A 17,695-nucleotide genomic window follows, 5' to 3' on the forward strand; every position below is an offset into this window, starting at 1 on the left:
CCTGCGCAAACTCTGACCACACCAAAGCGTGGTGAGTGCTCCTTAGAAAGGAGGTGATCCAGCCGCACCTTCCGGTACGGCTACCTTGTTACGACTTCGTCCCAATCGCCGATCCCACCTTCGACGGCTCCCTCCACAAGGGTTAGGCCACCGGCTTCGGGTGTTACCGACTTTCATGACGTGACGGGCGGTGTGTACAAGGCCCGGGAACGTATTCACCGCAGCGTTGCTGATCTGCGATTACTAGCGACTCCGACTTCATGGGGTCGAGTTGCAGACCCCAATCCGAACTGAGACCAGCTTTAAGGGATTCGCTCCACCTCGCGGTATCGCAGCCCTCTGTACTAGCCATTGTAGCATGTGTGAAGCCCTAGACATAAGGGGCATGATGATTTGACGTCATCCCCACCTTCCTCCGAGTTGACCCCGGCAGTCTCTCACGAGTCCCCACCATTACGTGCTGGCAACATGAGACAGGGGTTGCGCTCGTTGCGGGACTTAACCCAACATCTCACGACACGAGCTGACGACAACCATGCACCACCTGTATACAAGCCACAAGGGAAACGACATCTCTGCCGTCGTCCTGTATATGTCAAGCCTAGGTAAGGTTCTTCGCGTTGCATCGAATTAATCCACATGCTCCGCCGCTTGTGCGGGCCCCCGTCAATTCCTTTGAGTTTTAGCCTTGCGGCCGTACTCCCCAGGCGGGGCGCTTAATGCGTTAGCTACGGCACGGAGTCCGTGGAAGGACCCCACACCTAGCGCCCACCGTTTACGGCATGGACTACCAGGGTATCTAATCCTGTTCGCTACCCATGCTTTCGCTCCTCAGCGTCAGTTACTACCCAGAGACCCGCCTTCGCCACCGGTGTTCCTCCTGATATCTGCGCATTTCACCGCTACACCAGGAATTCCAGTCTCCCCTGTAGTACTCAAGTCTGCCCGTATCGCCTGCACGCCCCCGGTTAAGCCGAGGGATTTCACAGACGACGTGACAAACCGCCTACGAGCTCTTTACGCCCAGTAATTCCGGACAACGCTCGCACCCTACGTATTACCGCGGCTGCTGGCACGTAGTTAGCCGGTGCTTCTTCTGCAGGTACCGTCACTTGCGCTTCGTCCCTACTGAAAGGGGTTTACAATCCGAAGACCGTCATCCCCCACGCGGCGTCGCTGCATCAGGCTTTCGCCCATTGTGCAATATTCCCCACTGCTGCCTCCCGTAGGAGTCTGGGCCGTGTCTCAGTCCCAGTGTGGCCGATCACCCTCTCAGGCCGGCTACCCGTCGTCGCCTTGGTAGGCCATTACCCCACCAACAAGCTGATAGGCCGCGGGCTCATCCTGCACCGAAAAACTTTCCAACCCCCACCATGCGGCAGGAGTTCATATCCGGTATTAGACCCAGTTTCCCAGGCTTATCCCGAAGTGCAGGGCAGATTACCCACGTGTTACTCACCCGTTCGCCACTCGTGTACCCCCGAAGGGGCCTTACCGTTCGACTTGCATGTGTTAAGCACGCCGCCAGCGTTCGTCCTGAGCCAGGATCAAACTCTCCATAAAAGCTTCTCAGCACTACGAAAAGCACAATCCAAGCAAAAACAAACCAAAAACTGGCTGTTCAAACAAAAACGCGACCCCCACGACAGGGATGTGAAAGGGTCGCAACCAAACAAAAAATTTGGCACTATCACAAACAAAACACACTGTTGAGTTCTCAAACAACACCCACACACCGTCTCCGCGGGGCTGTTCGCCTCGCCTCAACCGGGGTGATCTTCGCTGCCCTCCCGAGGAGGGCAACTCCACCAGCGTAACAGGTTCGCGTTCCGATTCACAATCCGGTCTGCTTTCCCGCCTCGCGGCGCCGCTGCCACTCTCTCGAGGGCAACTTCTCCATGTTAGCTATCCGGTCTCACCGGGTCAAACCGGCGGGATCTTCCTGCTGTTCGGAGCCTGTCTCCTCGGCGTCCCCGGCCTCTCGGCCCGGGCCGCTCTCGGCGACTTCCAATAAGTTACGCAGACGTGAACGAAAACGCAAACCCGCAGGTAACCCGCCGAAACGCCGACAGCGCCGGGATCACCGGCGCTGTCAACGATCCTCGGGACTCAGGCGATCCTGACCCCGGCGAAGTTCTTCTTCCCCCGGCGGAGCACCAGCCATGAACCATGGAGGAGATCGGGGGCCGTCGGCGTCCATTCCGGATCCGAGACGCGCTCGTTGTTGACGTACGCGCCGCCCTCCCCGATCGCACGCCGCGCCGCCCCCTTGCTGTCGCAGAGACCGGAGGCCACCAGGAGATCGACGATCGTGGCGGGCTCACCGTGAGCGATCTCGACAGCGCCGGCATCCTCCAGCGACGCCGCCAGCGTCGCCTCGTCGAGGCCGGTCAACTCTCCCCTGCCGAAGAGTGCCTGCGCGGCGGCCTGCACGGACTCGGTGGCGGCGACCCCGTGCACCAGGGTGGTCATCTCCTCGGCGAGTCGCTTCTGCGCGGCCCGCATGTGGGGCTTCTCCCGGGTGAGTTCCTCGAGTTCGTCGATCTCCTCCCTACCGAGGAAGGAGAACCACCGCAGGTACCGCACCACATCGGCATCGGCGGTGTTGAGGAAGTACTGGTACCAGGTGTACGGGCTCGTCATCGCTGGATCGAGCCACAGACTCCCGCCTCCGGTCGACTTCCCGAACTTCTTCCCGTCCGATGAGGTCACCAGAGGAACGGTCATCGCGTGCACGGGCTCCCCGTCGACCCGGCGGTTCAGATCCACTCCGCCGACGATGTTGCCCCACTGATCGGACCCCCCGAGCTGCAGCGTGCACCCCATGTTGCGGCGCAACTGCAGGAAGTCGTTGGCCTGCAGGAGCATGTACGAGAACTCGGTGAAGGAGATCCCCTCCCCCTCCAGCCGACGCTTGACCGTGTCCCGACCCAGCATCGTGTTCAGCGAGAAGTGCTTGCCGACATCGCGGAGGAACTCGATCACCGTCATGTGGCCGGTCCACTGCATGTTGTTGACGACCCGCGCCCCCGCGGGGCCCTCCGTGAGGTCGACGAACCGCTCGAGCTGCCCGGCGATCCGTTCGGTCCACTCCGCCACGGTGTCGGAGGTGTTCATGACCCGCTCCCCCACGTCGCGGGGGTCACCGATCATGCCGGTGGCGCCGCCTGCCAGAACGATCGGCCGGTGTCCGGCCAACTGGAACCGGCGCAGGGTCAGTAGCGGGATGAGGTGACCGGCGTGCAGGCTCGGCCCGGTCGGGTCGAACCCGCAGTAGAGCGACACGGCGCCCTCGTCGAGGTGCGCCCGGAGCGCGTCGAGATCGGTCGACTGGGCGATCAGCCCGCGCCACTGCAGTTCATCGAGGATGTTGTTGGTCACGACGGACATTGTCCCTCACTCGGCGTGTCCGGCCACCACGGGGCGGGTCAGCTGCGGGGCCCGTGGGCTGCGTCGGTACGCGGAGACCTCCCGCGCGCCGGCCACCCAGAACCTCCACGGGCGGTCCGCTTCGCGGGAGACCCCGACCCTCGGACCGGACCTGATGTGGTGCCCGGGGACCGGGTCGGGGCGGAATTGGACCGACGACGACGAGTCGAGCACGTCGATGCCCCTCATCGTGAGGTCGATGCCCAGGGTGCTGCCGAGATTGCCGGGTCCGCGGGCGGCCCGCTCGGCCGGGACGCCGGGCCGGCGGGAGTCCACGATCTCGTGGCCGCCGGCGATGCGGGCCGCCCTGAGCAGTACTCCCCCGCCCTCCCCGGCGGGCCGGCACGTGATGTTCACGCACTGGTGGATCCCGTGGCTCAGGTAGACGTACAGATGACCGGCGTCCCCGAACATGACCTCGTTCCGGGGGGTGGGGCCCGGCCAGGTGTGAGCGGCCGCGTCGGGAAAGCGGGATTCCGGTGGCCCGCCGTAGGCCTCGACCTCCATGATCCTCACCGAGACCGCGCCGTGGGACAGGATCCCTCCGAGCAGAGCCCGGGCCGCGGTGTCAGGCGATGACTCCCGCAGCAGCAACCGGAACCGATCGGTATCGGTGCCGACGGCGGGGCCTGTCCGGTCGTCCGGGGGACTCACCCCTCGGTGCCTCCACCTGCCAGGGCGACCAGCTCCGCGTGCTCGGCGTCGTCCACCTGCCGGGATTCGTCGACCAGCAGCACGGGGATGCCGTCGTCGATCCGGTAGGCCCGGCGCAGACGCGGGTTGTACAGCGTCTCCGATCCCGCGAGCAGGAGCGGGCCCTTGTCCTCGGGGCAGGCGAGGATCTCGAGCAGACGTGCGTCGATGACGGACATGGCGCTCACCCTACCCAGCCCGCGAACTCGTCGCGGATCTCGCCCAGCCGCCTGCGCTGCGCGGCCACCGCCTCGCCCGCGGTGCCGCCCCGGGCGTTCCTCGACGCGATCGAACCGGTGACGGTGAGGACCTCGCGTACCTCGGGCGTCAGCGCGGGGTCCACGGCCGCCAACTCGTCGTCGTCCAACTCGTCGAGCCCCACACCGCGGTTCTCGGCCACACGGACGCACTCCCCCGCCGCCTCGTGGGCGACCCGGAACGGGACGCCCTGCCGGACCATCCACTCCGCGATGTCGGTGGCCAGGGTGAACCCGGCGGGAGCGAGCTCGGCGAGCCGCTCCGGATGGAACTCCAGGGTGGCCACGAGACCGGCCATGGCCGGCAGCAACAGATCCAGCTGCGCCACCGAGTCGAAGACCGGTTCCTTGTCCTCCTGCAGATCGCGGTTGTAGGCCAGCGGTTGCGCCTTGAGGGTCGCCAGCAGGCCGGTCAGGTTACCGATCAGTCGACCGGTCTTCCCGCGCATCAACTCCGCCACGTCAGGGTTCTTCTTCTGCGGCATGATCGAGCTGCCCGTCGACCACTCGTCCGCCAACGTCACGTACCCGAACTCGGGCGTGGACCAGGCGATGATCTCCTCCGCCAGGCGGGACAGGTCGACCGCGATCTGCGCCAGCACGTACGACGCCTCGGCGGCGAAATCGCGGGAGCTCGTGGCGTCGATCGAGTTGTCGGCCGCCCGGTCGAAACCGAGCTCGGCGGCGATCGCGTCCGGGTCCAACCCCAACGACGACCCCGCCAGCGCACCCGATCCGTACGGCGACACCGCCAGACGACGGTCGAGATCACGGATCCTGTCCAGATCGCGCAGCAACGGCTGGGCGTGCGCGAGCAACTGGTGGGCGAGCAGGACCGGCTGCGCGGCCTGGAAGTGCGTCTTGCCCGGCATCACCGTCTCGGGGTGGGCGTCCGCCTGGCCGACGAGCGAGTCGACCACATCGAGGACCCCCGCCGCGACCGCCCGCACGGCGTCGCGGAGCCACATGCGGAACAGGGTCGCCACCTGGTCGTTGCGCGACCGGCCCGCTCGCAGCCGGCCCCCCACCTCGGGCCCCACCCGCTCGATCAGGCCGCGCTCGAGGGCGCCGTGCACGTCCTCATCGGACTGCGCCGGGACGAACGCCCCCGAATCGACGTCCGCGGCGAGGCGATCCAACCCGTCGAGCATGGCGTCCAGGTCGGGACCGGTGAGCAGACCCGCACGGTGCAGAACCCGGGCGTGGGCCTTGGACGCGCGGATGTCGTACGGGGCCAGCTCCCAGTCGAAGTGGGTGGACTTGCTCAGCGCGGCCATGGCCTCCGACGGCCCGCCGGAGAACCGACCTCCCCACAGGGAGCCCGTGTTGGTGCCGTGGCGCCCGGAGTCGCCCTGCTCCGCACTCACAGGCCGAGGTCCCGCTTGGCGGCGATCTTGGAGCTCAGGCCGTGCAGGTTGACGAAGCCCTTCGCGTAGCTCTGGTCGAACGAGTCGCCCTCGTCGTAGGTGGCGAGGTTGAAGTCGTAGAGCGAGGAGTCGGAACGACGGCCGTTGACGGTGATCGAGCCGCCGTGCAGGACCATCCGGATGTCACCGGACACGTGCTGCTGCGTGTTGTCGATGAAGGCGTCCAGGGCGTACTTGAGCGGCGAGAACCACAGACCGTCGTAGACCGCGTTGGACCAGGTGTCGGACACGCCGGACTTGTAGCGGGCGAGCTCACGCTCGAGGGTGACGTCCTCGAGTGCCTTATGGGCGGTGATGAGGATCATGGCGCCCGGCGCCTCGTAGACCTCGCGACTCTTGATGCCCACCAGGCGGTCCTCGACCATGTCGAGGCGCCCGACGCCCTGCGCGCCGCCGCGACGGTTGAGCTCCTCGATCGCTTCGAGCACGCTCACCTTGCGGCCGTCGATCGCGACCGGCACGCCCTCGGAGAAGGTCACCGTGACCTCGTCGGGGGCGGCGAAGTTGATGGTCGGGTCCTCGGTGTAGTCGTAGACGTCCTTGGTCGGGGCGTTCCACAGATCCTCGAGGAAGCCCGTTTCCACCGCACGGCCCCAGACGTTCTGGTCGATGGAGAACGGCGACTTCTTGGTGACGTTGATCGGGATCTCGTTCCGCTCGGCGAACTCGATGGCCTTCTCACGGGTCCAGGCGTAGTCACGGACCGGCGCGATCACGTCGAGGTCCGGCGCGAGCGCCCCGAAACCGACCTCGAAGCGGACCTGGTCGTTGCCCTTACCCGTGCAGCCGTGCGCCACGGAGGTCCCGCCGTGCATCTTGGCCGCGGTGACCAGGTGCTTGACGATGAGCGGACGCGAGATCGCCGAGACCAGCGGGTACTCGCGCATGTACAGGCCGTTGGCCTTGATCGTGGGAGCGCAGTAGTCATCGGCGAACTCGTTGCGGGCGTCCACGACCACCGACTCCACGGCTCCGCAGTCCAGTGCGCGCTGCCGGATGACGTCCATGTCCTCACCACCCTGACCGAGGTCGATGGCGACGGCGACGACCTCGGCACCGGTCTCCTGACCGATCCAGCTGATGGCGACGGAGGTATCGAGTCCGCCGGAGTAGGCGAGGACGACGCGATCGGACATGGTGTTCTCCTTGATGTGTGGGGTCTGTTCGGGGTGGTTCGGTGTGCGCGGGGCCGGTCAGATCTGGCGCCGTGCCAGTCCGGCCAGTCGGTCGGCGAGTTCAGCTCCGGTGACGGGTTCGCGGGCCATCACGAATATGGTGTCATCCCCCGCGATGGTCCCGACGACGTCATCCAGATTGGCCCGGTCGAGGGCACTGGCGAGGAAGTTGGCCGCCCCGGGAGGAGTGCGCAGGACCGCGATATTGGCACTGTGGTCGGCGGACACGAGCAGGTCCGCGATCAGCCTGCCCAGGCGGTCCGTCCCACCGGGGATTCCCGGCACGTGGCTGCCGTCCTCGGGGATCACGTAGCGGCCGGCGCCTCCGTCGGCGGCGCGGAGCTTCACGGCGCCGAGTTCGTCCAGGTCCCGGCTGAGGGTGGCCACCGCCACGGCGATACCCTCCTGCGCCAACGCCTCGGCGAGCTCGGTCTGACTGCGCACCGGTCGGCGACGCAGGATCTCCGTGATCCGGGCGTGCCGGGCCGTCCTGCTGACGCTGCCGACGGCGGTCACGATCGCTCCAGTAGCCAGACCAGAAGCGCCTTCTGGGCGTGGAGTCGGTTCTCGGCCTCGTCGAAGACTCGGCTGTGGGGGCCGTCGATCACCTCGGCGGCGATCTCCTTGTCCCGGTAGGCGGGCAGGCAGTGCAGCACGATGACGTCGTCCGAGGCCCTGGCCACCGACGCCCGGTCCAGCTGGTAGTCGGCGAGGTCCCGCAGACGCTGCGTGGCCGAGTCCTCCATGCCCATCGAGACCCAGGTGTCGGTGATGAGGACGTCGGCGCCGTCGACAGCCCGGTCGACGTCCGTCGTGATGGTCACCGAACCACCGGTCTCCGCGGCGATCCGCTCGGCGTCGGCGACCACCTGACCGGTGGGTTGATACCCCTCGGGGGCCGCGATGGTGATGTGCATACCCGCGGTCGCGAACCCGAGGAGGTAGGAGTGGCCCATATTGTTGGCCCCGTCCCCCAGGTACACCGCCCGGAGTCCCTCGGTGCGGCCGAAGTTCTCCCGGATGGTGAGCAGGTCGGCCAGGATCTGGCACGGATGGAACTCGTCGCTCAGGGCGTTGACGACGGGAACGTCCGCGTGGGCGGCGAGTTCTACGAGGCCGTCCTGGGAGTAGGTGCGCCACACGATCGCCTCGACGTAGCGCGACATCACCCGGGCGGTGTCGGAGAGGGTCTCCCCCTTGCCCATCTGGGTGGAGCCGGACTCGACGACGATGGCGTTCCCGCCCAGTTCCGCGATCCCGGCGTCGAACGAGAACCGGGTGCGGGTGGAGGTCTTGTCGAAGATGACCGCGACAGACCGCGGGCCCTCCAGGGGTCGGGCGGAGAACGGCTCGGCCTTGAGCTTCAACCCGAGGTCCAGGACTTCGGCCTGCTCGGCGGGGCTGAGGTCGTCGTCGCGGAGGAAGTGACGGACCGCAGGGGTGGAGGTCGCGGTCGACGCGGTCGATGAGCTGACGGTCGGGCCGGTCATGACGAGGACTCCTTCTGGGCTGCGATGGTGGACGACGCGGTGTCGAGGATCCCGGGCAGCGCGGACACGAACTCGGCGACCTGCTGTTCGGTGAGGATGAGCGGTGGTGCGAGGCGGACCACGTCCGCCGTGGTGGCACCCACCAGGTACCCGGCTCCGCGCGCCGCCTCCTCCACCGCCTTGGCAGCGGGCGCGGTGAGCACGATCCCGAGCAGGAGGCCCCGTCCACGCACGTGGTCGACCAGTGGGTGGTCGAGGCACTCGATCTCGGCGGCGATGATCTTGCCGAGGCGGTCGACGTGCGTCACGAGGTCATCGGACTCGATCGTGTCGAGGACGGCGAGAGCGGCGGCGCACGAGATCGGGTTACCGCCGAAGGTGGTGCCGTGCTGCCCGGCGGTGAGTAGTTCGCCCGCGGCGCCGACGCCGAGGCACGCGCCGATCGGCAGGCCACCACCGAGCCCCTTCGCGAGGGTGATCACGTCGGGCACGACCCCGGCCTTGCGGCAGGCGAACATCGCACCGGTACGGGCGATCCCCGTCTGGACCTCGTCCACGATCATGAGGACGCCGTGCTCGGTGCACAGGGCGCGCACGTCGGCGAGGAACCCCTCGGGGGGCTCGACGACGCCGCCCTCGCCCTGGAGCGGCTCGATGATGACGGCGGCCGTCTCGCCCGGAGCCAGCTCCACCAGCGTGGTCAGGGCGTCGATGTCGCCGTAGGGGGAGAACTCGACCCCGGGTGGCATGGGCTCGAACGGCGCGCGCTTGGCGGGCTGGCCCGTCATCGCCAACGCCCCCATCGTCCGGCCGTGGAAGCCGTTCTGCGCGGCGAGGATCCGGGACCGGCCCGTGCGCCGGGCGATCTTGAACGCGGCCTCGTTGGCCTCGGCTCCCGAGTTGCAGAAGAAGGCCCGGACCGGCTGGTCCACCGCCAAGAGGGACTCGAGGCGTTCGGCCAGCTCCACCACCCTGGGGTGGACGTACAGATTGGAGATGTGCCCGAGTTCGGCGACCTGGCGACTGACCGCGTCGACCACGGCCGGGTGGCCGTGTCCGAGGGAGTTCACGGCGATCCCGCCGAGCAGGTCGACGTACTCACGACCGTCGGCGCCCGTGAGCGTCGCGCCACTGCCCGAGACCAGCTCGAGCGGCGGGGTGCCGTAGTTGCGCATCAGCGCGTCGTCCCACCGCGCGGTGAGGGTCGGGGTGTCGGTGACGGTGTGCGTGTCGTTCATTTCTCGACTCCTGCCGGCGACCTGGTTTCGTGGTGGCCCTCGGTGACCATCGTCCCGATGCCCCCTTCGGTGAGGATCTCGAGCAACACCGAGTGTTCGACGCGGCCGTCGATGACGTGGGCTGCGTGCACCCCGCCCCGGACCGCCCGCAGACAGGCCTCCATCTTGGGCACCATCCCGCTCTCGAGGGACGGGAGGAGCCGCTCGAGTGGTTCGGTACCGAGATGCGTCACGAGGGACGAGCGGTCCGGCCAGTCGGTGTACAGCCCCTCGACGTCGGTCAGGACGATCAGCTTCTCCGCACCCAGGGCCGCTGCGAGCGCCCCGGCCGCGGAGTCGGCGTTGATGTTGTGCACGGTTCCGTCGGAGTCGGGCGCGATGGTCGACACGACGGGGATCCTGCCCGCCTCGATGAGGTCGAGGACGGCCCGCGGGTCGACGGACTGCACATCGCCGACCAGGCCGATGTCGGTGGGTTCCCCGTCGACCATCGCTGTCCGGCGAACCGCGGTGAACAGTCCCGCGTCCTCTCCGGAGATCCCGACCGCGTAGGGGCCGTGGGCGTTGATCAGACCGACGAGCTCGCGTCCGACCTGGCCGAACAGGACCATGCGGACGATGTCCATGACCTCGGGGGTGGTGACCCGGAACCCGCCGCGGAACTCGCCCTCCATGCCCAGACGACCGAGCATGGAGGTGATCTGCGGCCCGCCCCCGTGGACCACCACGGGCTTGAGCCCGCAGGTGCGGAGGAACACCATGTCCGCCGCGAACGCCGCTTTGAGGTCGTCGTCCACCATGGCGTTACCGCCGTACTTGACCACGACGATCTTGTCGTGGAACTTCTGCAGCCACGGCAGCGCCTCGGCGAGCACGTGCGCGCGGACGAACGGCGTCAGCTGCGTGGAGCCGTCGTTCATCTCGGTGGTCATGTCAGGCCTCTCCGGGCTGGTCGGGAATGGTCAGGGCGAGTCGGACGTCCGCGCCACCGCGGTGTCGGAAACGGAACTCGGCTCCGTCCGCCGTCGGTGCGGGTTCCGGCCACGGCGCGTGATCGGTGTCAGGCCGGAAGACGAGCACCTCGATCGGGCCGGCCTCGACACCCGATCTCGTGCTGACGAACCGGGCGACGTTCTCGGCGACCTCGTGCGCGGCCGTGAAGTCCGCGCCGGGGTCTCCGACGCCGGGGCCGTCGAGCAGGACGACCGCGCGAGTGGACGGGATCTCGGCGCTCAGGGTGCTCCACCGCAGTTCCACCGCGTCCGCCCCGTCACCGTGGACGTTGAGGATGCCGGTCGAGCCGGCGGGGGCGACCCAGAACATCGCATGGGTTCCCTCCGGGGCCCACCACATCTCGAGACCGTGGACCCGGCCTCTGGAGGTGGCGCCCGCCAGGGCGTCCGCGGTCACGGGGCCAGGCCGACGGTGCTGAGTCCGGCGGTCTCGGGGAGTCCGAGCGCGAGGTTCATCGACTGGATCGCGCCCCCGGCGGTGCCCTTGGCGAGGTTGTCGATCGCCGCGGTGAACACCGCGCGGCCGGCGCGCTCGTCGACCTCGACGCCGAGTTGCACCGCATTGGATCCGAGCACGGAGGCGGTCATGGGCTGCACGCCCGCGGGCAGGACGTGGACGAACGGCTCGTCTCCGAACGCCTCGGCGTACACCGCCCGGAGCTCCCCGGCGGTCGCGGTCGTGGGCGCCACCGCGGTGGTGAGGATGCCGCGGGCCATGGGGGCGAGAACCGGGGTGAAGCTCACCGACACCTCCGCGTCGGTGACCGCACGAAGGTTCTGGGTGATCTCGGGCGTGTGCCGGTGGGTGGTCACGCCGTACGCCTTGGCCGAGCCCATGACCTCCGCGGCGAGCATCGGGACCTTGGCAGCCTTGCCTGCGCCCGACGCTCCGGTCACGGAGACGATCGTGATGGCGGAGGCGTCGACGAGGCCGGCCGCAACGGCCGGGAACAGCGCGAGCGTGGCGCCCGTGGGGAAGCACCCCGGGACCGCGACGCGGCGGGTGGACCGCAGCGCCTCACGCGCCCCGGGGAGCTCCGGGAGACCGTACGGCCAGGTACCGGAGTGCTCGGAGCCGTAGTACGCCGTCCAGTCCTCTGCGTCCACCAGTCGGAAGTCCGCCCCGAGGTCGACGACGAGGACGTCCGGCCCCAGTTGCTCGGCGATCGCCGCGGAATGCCCGTGGGGCAACCCCAGCACCACGACGTCGTGGCCTTCGAGCGTCTCCGCCTCGGTCTCCGCGAGGACGCGGTCGGCGAGGGGCAGCAGGTGCGGGTGGTGCTCCCCGAGCGTCTGTCCGGCGCTCGACCCGGCGGCGAGCGTGCCGATCTTTAACTCCCCCGCCGCATAGGACGGGTGCCCGAGTAGGAGTCGGAGGAATTCCCCGCCCGCGTAACCCGAAGCACCTGCGACCGCCACCGTGATTGCCATACGCACGAGTATGCACCACTTTGCAATGTTTTGCATCTCGCCCGGCGAGCCGCGCCCCTTGCCCCGCCCCCCGCCGTCCGACGCCCCGCCGCCCGGCGCCCCGCGTGCGGGGTCAGGCCCCGATCTGCCGGCGGCCGCCCGTGAAGCGGCGCTGGCCGAGATCCACCGAGCCACCGACCCGACGCCCCTCCTCGATCCCGGACGTACCGACCCGCCTGCGGGCACCGCGGACGGCGGTCGGGAAGCGCCGACGGAGTTCGGTCTCCGCCCGCTGCGAGTCGGACCGCAGGACGAGCCCGGCGCCCGCGGCGTCCCGGCTCTCGGCCACCGCGCCCCGCTCGGCGGCCTCCAGTCTCCGCCCCACCTCGAAGGCGAAACCGGTCATGAACGACTTGCGGTGGGTGACCGCGGAGACACCCGGGGAGGGCCGCTGTCTGGCCGCTGCGGCGAGCATGACCCCGGTGAGGGCCCCGGCGAGCATGCCCACCCGCTCGACGTGGCGGCGAACCCCCACGATGTGCACGACCCGGGTGCCGTCGCCGCGGGCGGACGTGACGGCCCGGCAGTGCATCGCGGCGGCGAGGGCGGCCACCAGTCCCACCTGGTCGGGTTGATAGCTCCCGGAGATCACGTGGTCGATGACCGCCACCTCGGCGGCGGCGGTATCCGGACCGGTCCGCGCGAGCGCCTCGTCGACGCCGTACTTGGCGAGCAGGGCGTAGGCACGCTCGAGCAGGACCTCGGCCTCGGGCGTGCCCGCCACGCTCTCGGCTTTGGCGAAGAGTTTGCGGACCCTGTCCAACGCCTTCTCTGACGAGGGGGGCCCGGCGCCCTCGTGCCCGTCCTGCGATCGGCTCTGCGAGGTGCCCTGCGAGGTGTTGTGGGAGGTGTTGTGGGAGGTGTTGTGGGAGGTGTTGTGGGAGGTGTTCACTGTCTGCTCCTGATCGTCTCGGCCGTTCGGCGGAACCGATACTCGCACAGGTGTACGACACAGTCGGTGCGGACGGCCGCGCCGTCCCAGGTCAGCGGTGCAGGAACCAAGTGTGGTCGAGCGGGCCGGAACCGCGGCCGACCTCCAGGGTGAGACCGCCGTGGAGGGCCCCGTCGATCCACGGGCGGACGCGGCGGTAGGCCGCCTCCCAGTCCCTCTCCCCCACCCGCGCGGTGGCCAGCGCCGAGGACAACGAACACCCGGTGCCGTGCGTGTGCGGGGTGTCGACGCGGACAAACGGCAGACGCAGCGTCGTGCGTCGGTCCCCCTCGGACTCCACCAGCACGTCCTCCGCACTGCCGTCGTCCAGATCGCCCGTGGTGGCGAGCACCGCGCAGCCGGTCTGCTCGTGCACGAGCTCGGCCTGCCCGACGATCGTCTCGATGTGCTCCGCGGGCTCGCCGCCACACAGCACCGCGAGTTCGGGGACATTGGGCGTCACCAGGTCCGCCAGCGGGACGAGGTCCCGCAGCATCCGCGCCGCGTCCTCACTGGCCAGCCGGCCTCCGGTGGTGGCCACCATCACCGGGTCGAGGACGACGTGGGGTGGACGACGACGACGAAGCCAGTCGCCGACCGCCTCCACCAGAGCGGCCTCACCGAGCATGCCGATCTTGACGGCGTCGATCGTCACGTCATTAGCGACGGCGTCGAGCTGGGCGATCACGTCGTCGACGGGCACGGCGTGCACCCCGGTCACCCCGACGGTGTTCTGGATCGTGACCGCGGTGACGGCACCCATTCCGTACCCGCCCATCGCGGCGACGGCCTTGGTGTCGGCGAGCAGCCCGGCGCCGCCGGACGGGTCCGTGCCCGCGATGCACAGGACCCGCGGCACCCGTGCACCGGCGGGGCGTCGACCGTCAGCCACGCAGGCTCGCCCCCACGGCCTTCTCCGCCGCCTCGACGGCGGCCGTGCGCCATGCGCTCGCCTCGTCCTCCGTGAGGGTGCGGTCGTCGGCACGGAACGTCAACGCGTAGGCGAGGGACTTACGCCCGTCCCCGAGCTGGGCGCCGGTGTAGACGTCGAACAGTCGCGCGCTCTCGAGCAGCTCCCCGCCTCCCGAGCGGAGTGCAGCCTCGACCTGTGCAGCGGGCACGGCCACGTCCACGACGAGCGCCACATCCTGGTTCACGGACGGGAACGACGAGATGGTCGGGGCCGGCAGCACCTCCCGGGCGCCGATCGCGGTGAGGTCCAGTTCGACCGCGCACGTGCGCGCCGGGAGCCCGAGCCGCTCGCACGCCGCGGGGTGTAGCTCACCGGCGTGACCGACCACCACGATCTCACCCGGCCCGGCGTCGCGGTCGCCACCATCGACCAGGACCTCCACGCAGCGACCCGGGTGCCACGGCGCGCGCTCGGCCGCCCGCACCTCGACCTCGGCCCCGAAGGCCCGTCCGACGATCCTCGCCGCCTCCACCGCGTCGAGGGCGTCGGCCTCCCTGCCGGGGCCGAAGTGCCCGCCCGGCTCGCGCCTACCGGTGTAGAGGGCTGCCACGTGGAGCGGCTGGTCGGGCAGCGACGCCGCCAGGCTGTCCCGCTCCTGCGGGGTCGGCTCCCGATCGACCGGCAGCATGTCGACCCCGGACGTCGTCGGCGTCCGGAAGGACACCTGCGCGACCGAGAAGAGCGCGAGGTCGCGGGCCCCGCGCGTGATGTTGCGGCGGGCGATCTCGGCCAGCGAGGGCAGCAGCGTGGTGGCCAGATGAGCCTTGTCGCTCTCGAGGGGATTGACCACGGCCATGGTGCTGCGGCGCTCGTCGTCGTCGTCCAGTCCCATGGCGTCGAACACCGACGGGTCACAGAACGGCGACGTGAGCACCTCGACGTGCCCGGCCGCCGCCAGGGCGTGCCCCACGGCACGGCGGCCGCGCTGGAACGCGGTGAGTCCGCGACCGGCGGGCGCGGTGGGCAGCACCGACGGGATGTTCTCCAGTCCCTCCAGGCGAAGCACCTCCTCGACCAGATCCGCGGGCAGGGTCAGGTCGGGGCGCCATGCCGGGGCGGTCACCTCCAGCAACACCGCGTCATCGCCGGCGACGGTGCACCCGATCTGCTCCAGACGGCGGCGCGTGGTCCCCGCCGGATACCCGACCCCCGCCACCCGCGAGGGGCGCTCGGGATCGAACGCGATCGTCGGCATCACGGGCGCCGAGCCGACGTCCGTGAGAGAGGCCTCCACGGAGCCACCCGTGATCTCGGCGAGCAGGGTGGCCGCGCGGTCCAACGCCGCGATCGACGCGGCGGCGTCGACCCCACGCTCGTAACGCTTGCCCGCCTCGCTGGGGAGCTTGTGGCGGCGGATGGTCCGGAACACCGCGAGGGTGTCCCACACGGCGGCCTCGAGCAGGACGTCGGTCGTGTCGTCGGAGACCTCCGTGCTCGCACCGCCCATGACGCCCGCCAACGAGATCGGGCCGCGGTCGTCGCAGATGACGACGTCCTCGGGATCGAGCGTGCGCTCGACGTCGTCGAGGGTCGTGAGGGCCTCCCCCGCGCGAGCCCGACGGACGACGAGCCCGCCCTGCAGGCGCCCCGCGTCGAACGCGTGCATGGGATGACCCAGCTCGAGCATGACGTAGTTGGTGACGTCGACGGCCGGGGAGATCGGCCGCACGCCCGAGAGCAGCAGGCGGCGCGCCATCCACCACGGGGTCCGCGCGGACGGGTCGACTCCGGTGACCCGGCGCAGGGCGAACCGCTGGGCACCGGACTCGGCGGTCACCTCGAGCGGCCAGGCCTCCTTCTCCGACGGCAGCCCGAGCTCGACCGCCGGGTCGGCGAAATCCAGGTCGAACCCGCACGCCAGCTCGCGGGCCAGACCACGGGCCGACAGGCAGTAGCCACGGTCCGGCGTCACGTTGAGTTCGATCACGGTGTCCCGCTCGCCGGCACCCGCGGCCAACACCGGGCCGGCGGGGACCCCGGGCTCGGCGGTGCCCTCGGCGAGGACGATGATCCCGCTGTGGTCGGAGCCGATCCCCAGCTCGGAGGCCGAACAGATCATGCCCTCACTCGGCTTGCCGTAGGTCTTGCGCTTGCCGATCTCGAACCCGCCCGGCAGGACGGTGCCCGGTAGGGCGACGACGACCAGGTCGCCTTCCGCGAAGTTGCGGGCGCCGCACACGATCTGCTGCGGCTCGTCACCGCCCACGTCGACCAGACAGAAGCGGATGGGCTTCTTGAAGCCCTCCAGCTCCTCGATGGTGCTGACACGGCCGATGGTGAGCGGGCCGTCGATCTCGGGCAACTGCTCCGGTTCACCCTCCACCTCGAGGCCGACGCGCACGAAACCGGCGTCGAGCTCGGCCGGGCTGACGGACCAGCCGTCGTTGGCCCGCTGCAGGATCTCGGTCAGCCAGGACTGCGCAATTCGCACTGTGGGGTCCTTCGTCTTCTGGGGTGGGGGTGGATGCGGCGGGTCAGGAGCGGATGCCGAACGGCAGGGAGAAGCGAACGTCGCCCTCCACCATGTCGCGCATGTCGGACAGGCCGTTGCGGAACTGCAGGGTGCGCTCCAGGCCCATGCCGAACGCGAAGCCCGAGTACTCCTCGGGGTCGATGCCGCAGGCCGTCAGCACGTTGGGGTGCACCATCCCGCAGCCGCCCCACTCGACCCAGCCGGCGCCGCCCTTCTTGCGCGGGAACCACACGTCGACCTCGGCGGAGGGCTCGGTGAACGGGAAGTAGTTGGGCCGCATCCGGGTGCGGGTCTCCGGACCGAACAGGGCCCGGGCGAACGCGTCGAGCGCGCCGCGCAGGTGCGCCATGGTCAATCCCTTGTCGATCGCCAGTCCCTCGACCTGGTGGAACACCGGGGTGTGGGTGGCGTCGAGTTCGTCGGTGCGGAACGTGCGGCCCGGGCAGGCCACGTAGATCGGCGGTTCCCGGTCGAGCATGGTGCGGATCTGCACCGGCGAGGTGTGGGTGCGCAACACCTGCCGGCTGCCCTCGGGCGCGATGTGGAAGGTGTCCTGGAGGGTGCGCGCCGGGTGGTCGGGAAGGAAGTTGAGCGCATCGAAGTTGTAGTGCTCCGCCTCGACCTCGGGCCCCTCCGTGATCTCCCACCCCATGGCCACGAACACGTCCGTGACCTGCTCGGTGATGATGGTGATGGGGTGCTGCGCGCCCACCGGCGCGCGCCCCGACGGGACCGTCAGGTCGAGCGTCTCGGCCACGAGGACGGCGGCGTCCCGCTCGGCCTGCAGTTCGGCCAGGCGGGAGTCATACGCCTGCTGGACCCGGGTCCGTGCCACGTTGACGGCCTTGCCCGCGGACGCCTTCTGCTCCTTGGGGAGAGAGCCGAGGGTACGACGACCCAGGGCGATGGGGCTGCGGTCACCGAGGTGCGCCGTCTTGGCGGCGGCCAGCGCCTCGAGATCCGCCGCGGCGGCGAACGCGGCCTCGGCGTCCGCGGAGTACCGCGCCAGCGACTCCTCGTCGATCCGGACCTCGCCTGTGTCTTCGCTCACCGGTGCCCTCGTCCTCCCCGTCACGGCGGACTTCCGTCGACCGCCCCGCATCGGGGCCAAGACTAGTCGATCCCC

Annotated in this window: 15 protein-coding genes and 1 rRNA gene; all 16 read right to left on the reverse strand. The window is 69.4% G+C overall.

Annotated elements, in window-relative coordinates:
- Nucleotides 1-46: 46 nt before the first annotated feature.
- A 16S ribosomal RNA gene (locus Q2K20_RS09200) occupies nt 47-1,563 on the reverse strand.
- 546 nt (nt 1,564-2,109) lie between these two features.
- Nucleotides 2,110-3,390 carry a tyrosine--tRNA ligase gene (tyrS, locus tag Q2K20_RS09205; protein WP_172812119.1) on the reverse strand — a complete coding sequence of 427 codons (1,281 nt, stop codon included), beginning with the start codon at nt 3,388-3,390 and terminating at the stop codon, nt 2,110-2,112.
- 6 nt (nt 3,391-3,396) lie between these two features.
- Entirely contained in the window at nt 3,397-4,023 is a 627-nt protein-coding gene (locus Q2K20_RS09210; RefSeq protein WP_067714140.1) for a DNA-3-methyladenine glycosylase, read from the reverse strand.
- Between the two features lie 56 nt (nt 4,024-4,079).
- Entirely contained in the window at nt 4,080-4,301 is a 222-nt protein-coding gene (locus tag Q2K20_RS09215; protein ID WP_067714095.1) for a Trm112 family protein, read from the reverse strand.
- A gap of 5 nt (nt 4,302-4,306) precedes the next feature.
- Nucleotides 4,307-5,746, reverse strand: coding sequence for an argininosuccinate lyase (gene argH, locus Q2K20_RS09220; protein ID WP_067714091.1), 1,440 nt, complete (start codon nt 5,744-5,746; stop codon nt 4,307-4,309).
- On the reverse strand, nt 5,743-6,942 hold the full coding sequence (locus Q2K20_RS09225; RefSeq protein WP_269502795.1) for an argininosuccinate synthase: 1,200 nt from the start codon (nt 6,940-6,942) through the stop codon (nt 5,743-5,745). Before Q2K20_RS09225 ends, argH begins: the two co-directional genes overlap by 4 nt.
- A gap of 57 nt (nt 6,943-6,999) precedes the next feature.
- The gene (locus Q2K20_RS09230) at nt 7,000-7,497 is read right to left on the reverse strand and encodes an arginine repressor (protein WP_082923787.1); all 498 of its coding nucleotides are present in this window, start codon (nt 7,495-7,497) and stop codon (nt 7,000-7,002) included.
- A complete protein-coding gene (argF, locus tag Q2K20_RS09235) occupies nt 7,494-8,471 on the reverse strand; it encodes an ornithine carbamoyltransferase (protein WP_119193436.1) in 978 nt (325 codons plus the stop codon). The genes Q2K20_RS09230 and argF overlap by 4 nt, the downstream gene beginning before the upstream one ends.
- Nucleotides 8,468-9,709: an acetylornithine transaminase gene (locus Q2K20_RS09240; protein WP_119193435.1), complete on the reverse strand. Its 1,242-nt coding sequence runs from the start codon at nt 9,707-9,709 to the stop codon at nt 8,468-8,470. The genes argF and Q2K20_RS09240 overlap by 4 nt, the downstream gene beginning before the upstream one ends.
- Entirely contained in the window at nt 9,706-10,641 is a 936-nt protein-coding gene (argB, locus tag Q2K20_RS09245; protein ID WP_067714080.1) for an acetylglutamate kinase, read from the reverse strand. The genes Q2K20_RS09240 and argB overlap by 4 nt, the downstream gene beginning before the upstream one ends.
- Before the next feature lies 1 nt (nt 10,642).
- Nucleotides 10,643-11,119 (reverse strand): hypothetical protein, encoded by a 477-nt coding sequence (locus tag Q2K20_RS09250; RefSeq protein ID WP_067714079.1) that lies wholly within the window; start codon nt 11,117-11,119, stop codon nt 10,643-10,645.
- Nucleotides 11,116-12,153, reverse strand: coding sequence for an N-acetyl-gamma-glutamyl-phosphate reductase (argC, locus tag Q2K20_RS09255; protein WP_067714078.1), 1,038 nt, complete (start codon nt 12,151-12,153; stop codon nt 11,116-11,118). Before argC ends, Q2K20_RS09250 begins: the two co-directional genes overlap by 4 nt.
- Nucleotides 12,154-12,265: 112 nt before the next feature.
- Nucleotides 12,266-13,084 (reverse strand): DUF2786 domain-containing protein, encoded by an 819-nt coding sequence (locus Q2K20_RS09260; protein WP_269502784.1) that lies wholly within the window; start codon nt 13,082-13,084, stop codon nt 12,266-12,268.
- Nucleotides 13,085-13,175: 91 nt separating this feature from the next.
- Nucleotides 13,176-14,015 (reverse strand): bifunctional hydroxymethylpyrimidine kinase/phosphomethylpyrimidine kinase, encoded by an 840-nt coding sequence (gene thiD / locus Q2K20_RS09265; RefSeq protein WP_067714077.1) that lies wholly within the window; start codon nt 14,013-14,015, stop codon nt 13,176-13,178.
- Nucleotides 14,008-16,527 carry a phenylalanine--tRNA ligase subunit beta gene (pheT, locus tag Q2K20_RS09270; RefSeq protein ID WP_269502779.1) on the reverse strand — a complete coding sequence of 840 codons (2,520 nt, stop codon included), beginning with the start codon at nt 16,525-16,527 and terminating at the stop codon, nt 14,008-14,010. The genes thiD and pheT overlap by 8 nt, the downstream gene beginning before the upstream one ends.
- 43 nt (nt 16,528-16,570) lie before the next feature.
- On the reverse strand, nt 16,571-17,620 hold the full coding sequence (pheS, locus tag Q2K20_RS09275; RefSeq protein WP_069390175.1) for a phenylalanine--tRNA ligase subunit alpha: 1,050 nt from the start codon (nt 17,618-17,620) through the stop codon (nt 16,571-16,573).
- Between the last annotated feature and the right edge of the window lie 75 nt (nt 17,621-17,695).

This window comes from Dietzia sp. IN118 (assembly GCF_032905965.1).
Taxonomy (GTDB): Bacteria; Actinomycetota; Actinomycetes; order Mycobacteriales; family Mycobacteriaceae; genus Dietzia; species Dietzia kunjamensis.

Bases quoted from the DNA above. Each gene is read 5' to 3' on its own strand.
- Q2K20_RS09240 (WP_119193435.1), bottom strand. From the start codon at position 9,709: ATGAACGACACGCACACCGTCACCGACACCCCGACCCTCACCGCGCGG.
- Q2K20_RS09215 (WP_067714095.1), bottom strand. From the start codon at position 4,301: ATGTCCGTCATCGACGCACGTCTGCTCGAGATCCTCGCCTGCCCCGAG.
- Q2K20_RS09225 (WP_269502795.1), bottom strand. From the start codon at position 6,942: ATGTCCGATCGCGTCGTCCTCGCCTACTCCGGCGGACTCGATACCTCC.
- argF (WP_119193436.1), bottom strand. From the start codon at position 8,471: ATGACCGGCCCGACCGTCAGCTCATCGACCGCGTCGACCGCGACCTCC.
- argC (WP_067714078.1), bottom strand. From the start codon at position 12,153: ATGGCAATCACGGTGGCGGTCGCAGGTGCTTCGGGTTACGCGGGCGGG.
- argB (WP_067714080.1), bottom strand. From the start codon at position 10,641: ATGACCACCGAGATGAACGACGGCTCCACGCAGCTGACGCCGTTCGTC.
- tyrS (WP_172812119.1), bottom strand. From the start codon at position 3,390: ATGTCCGTCGTGACCAACAACATCCTCGATGAACTGCAGTGGCGCGGG.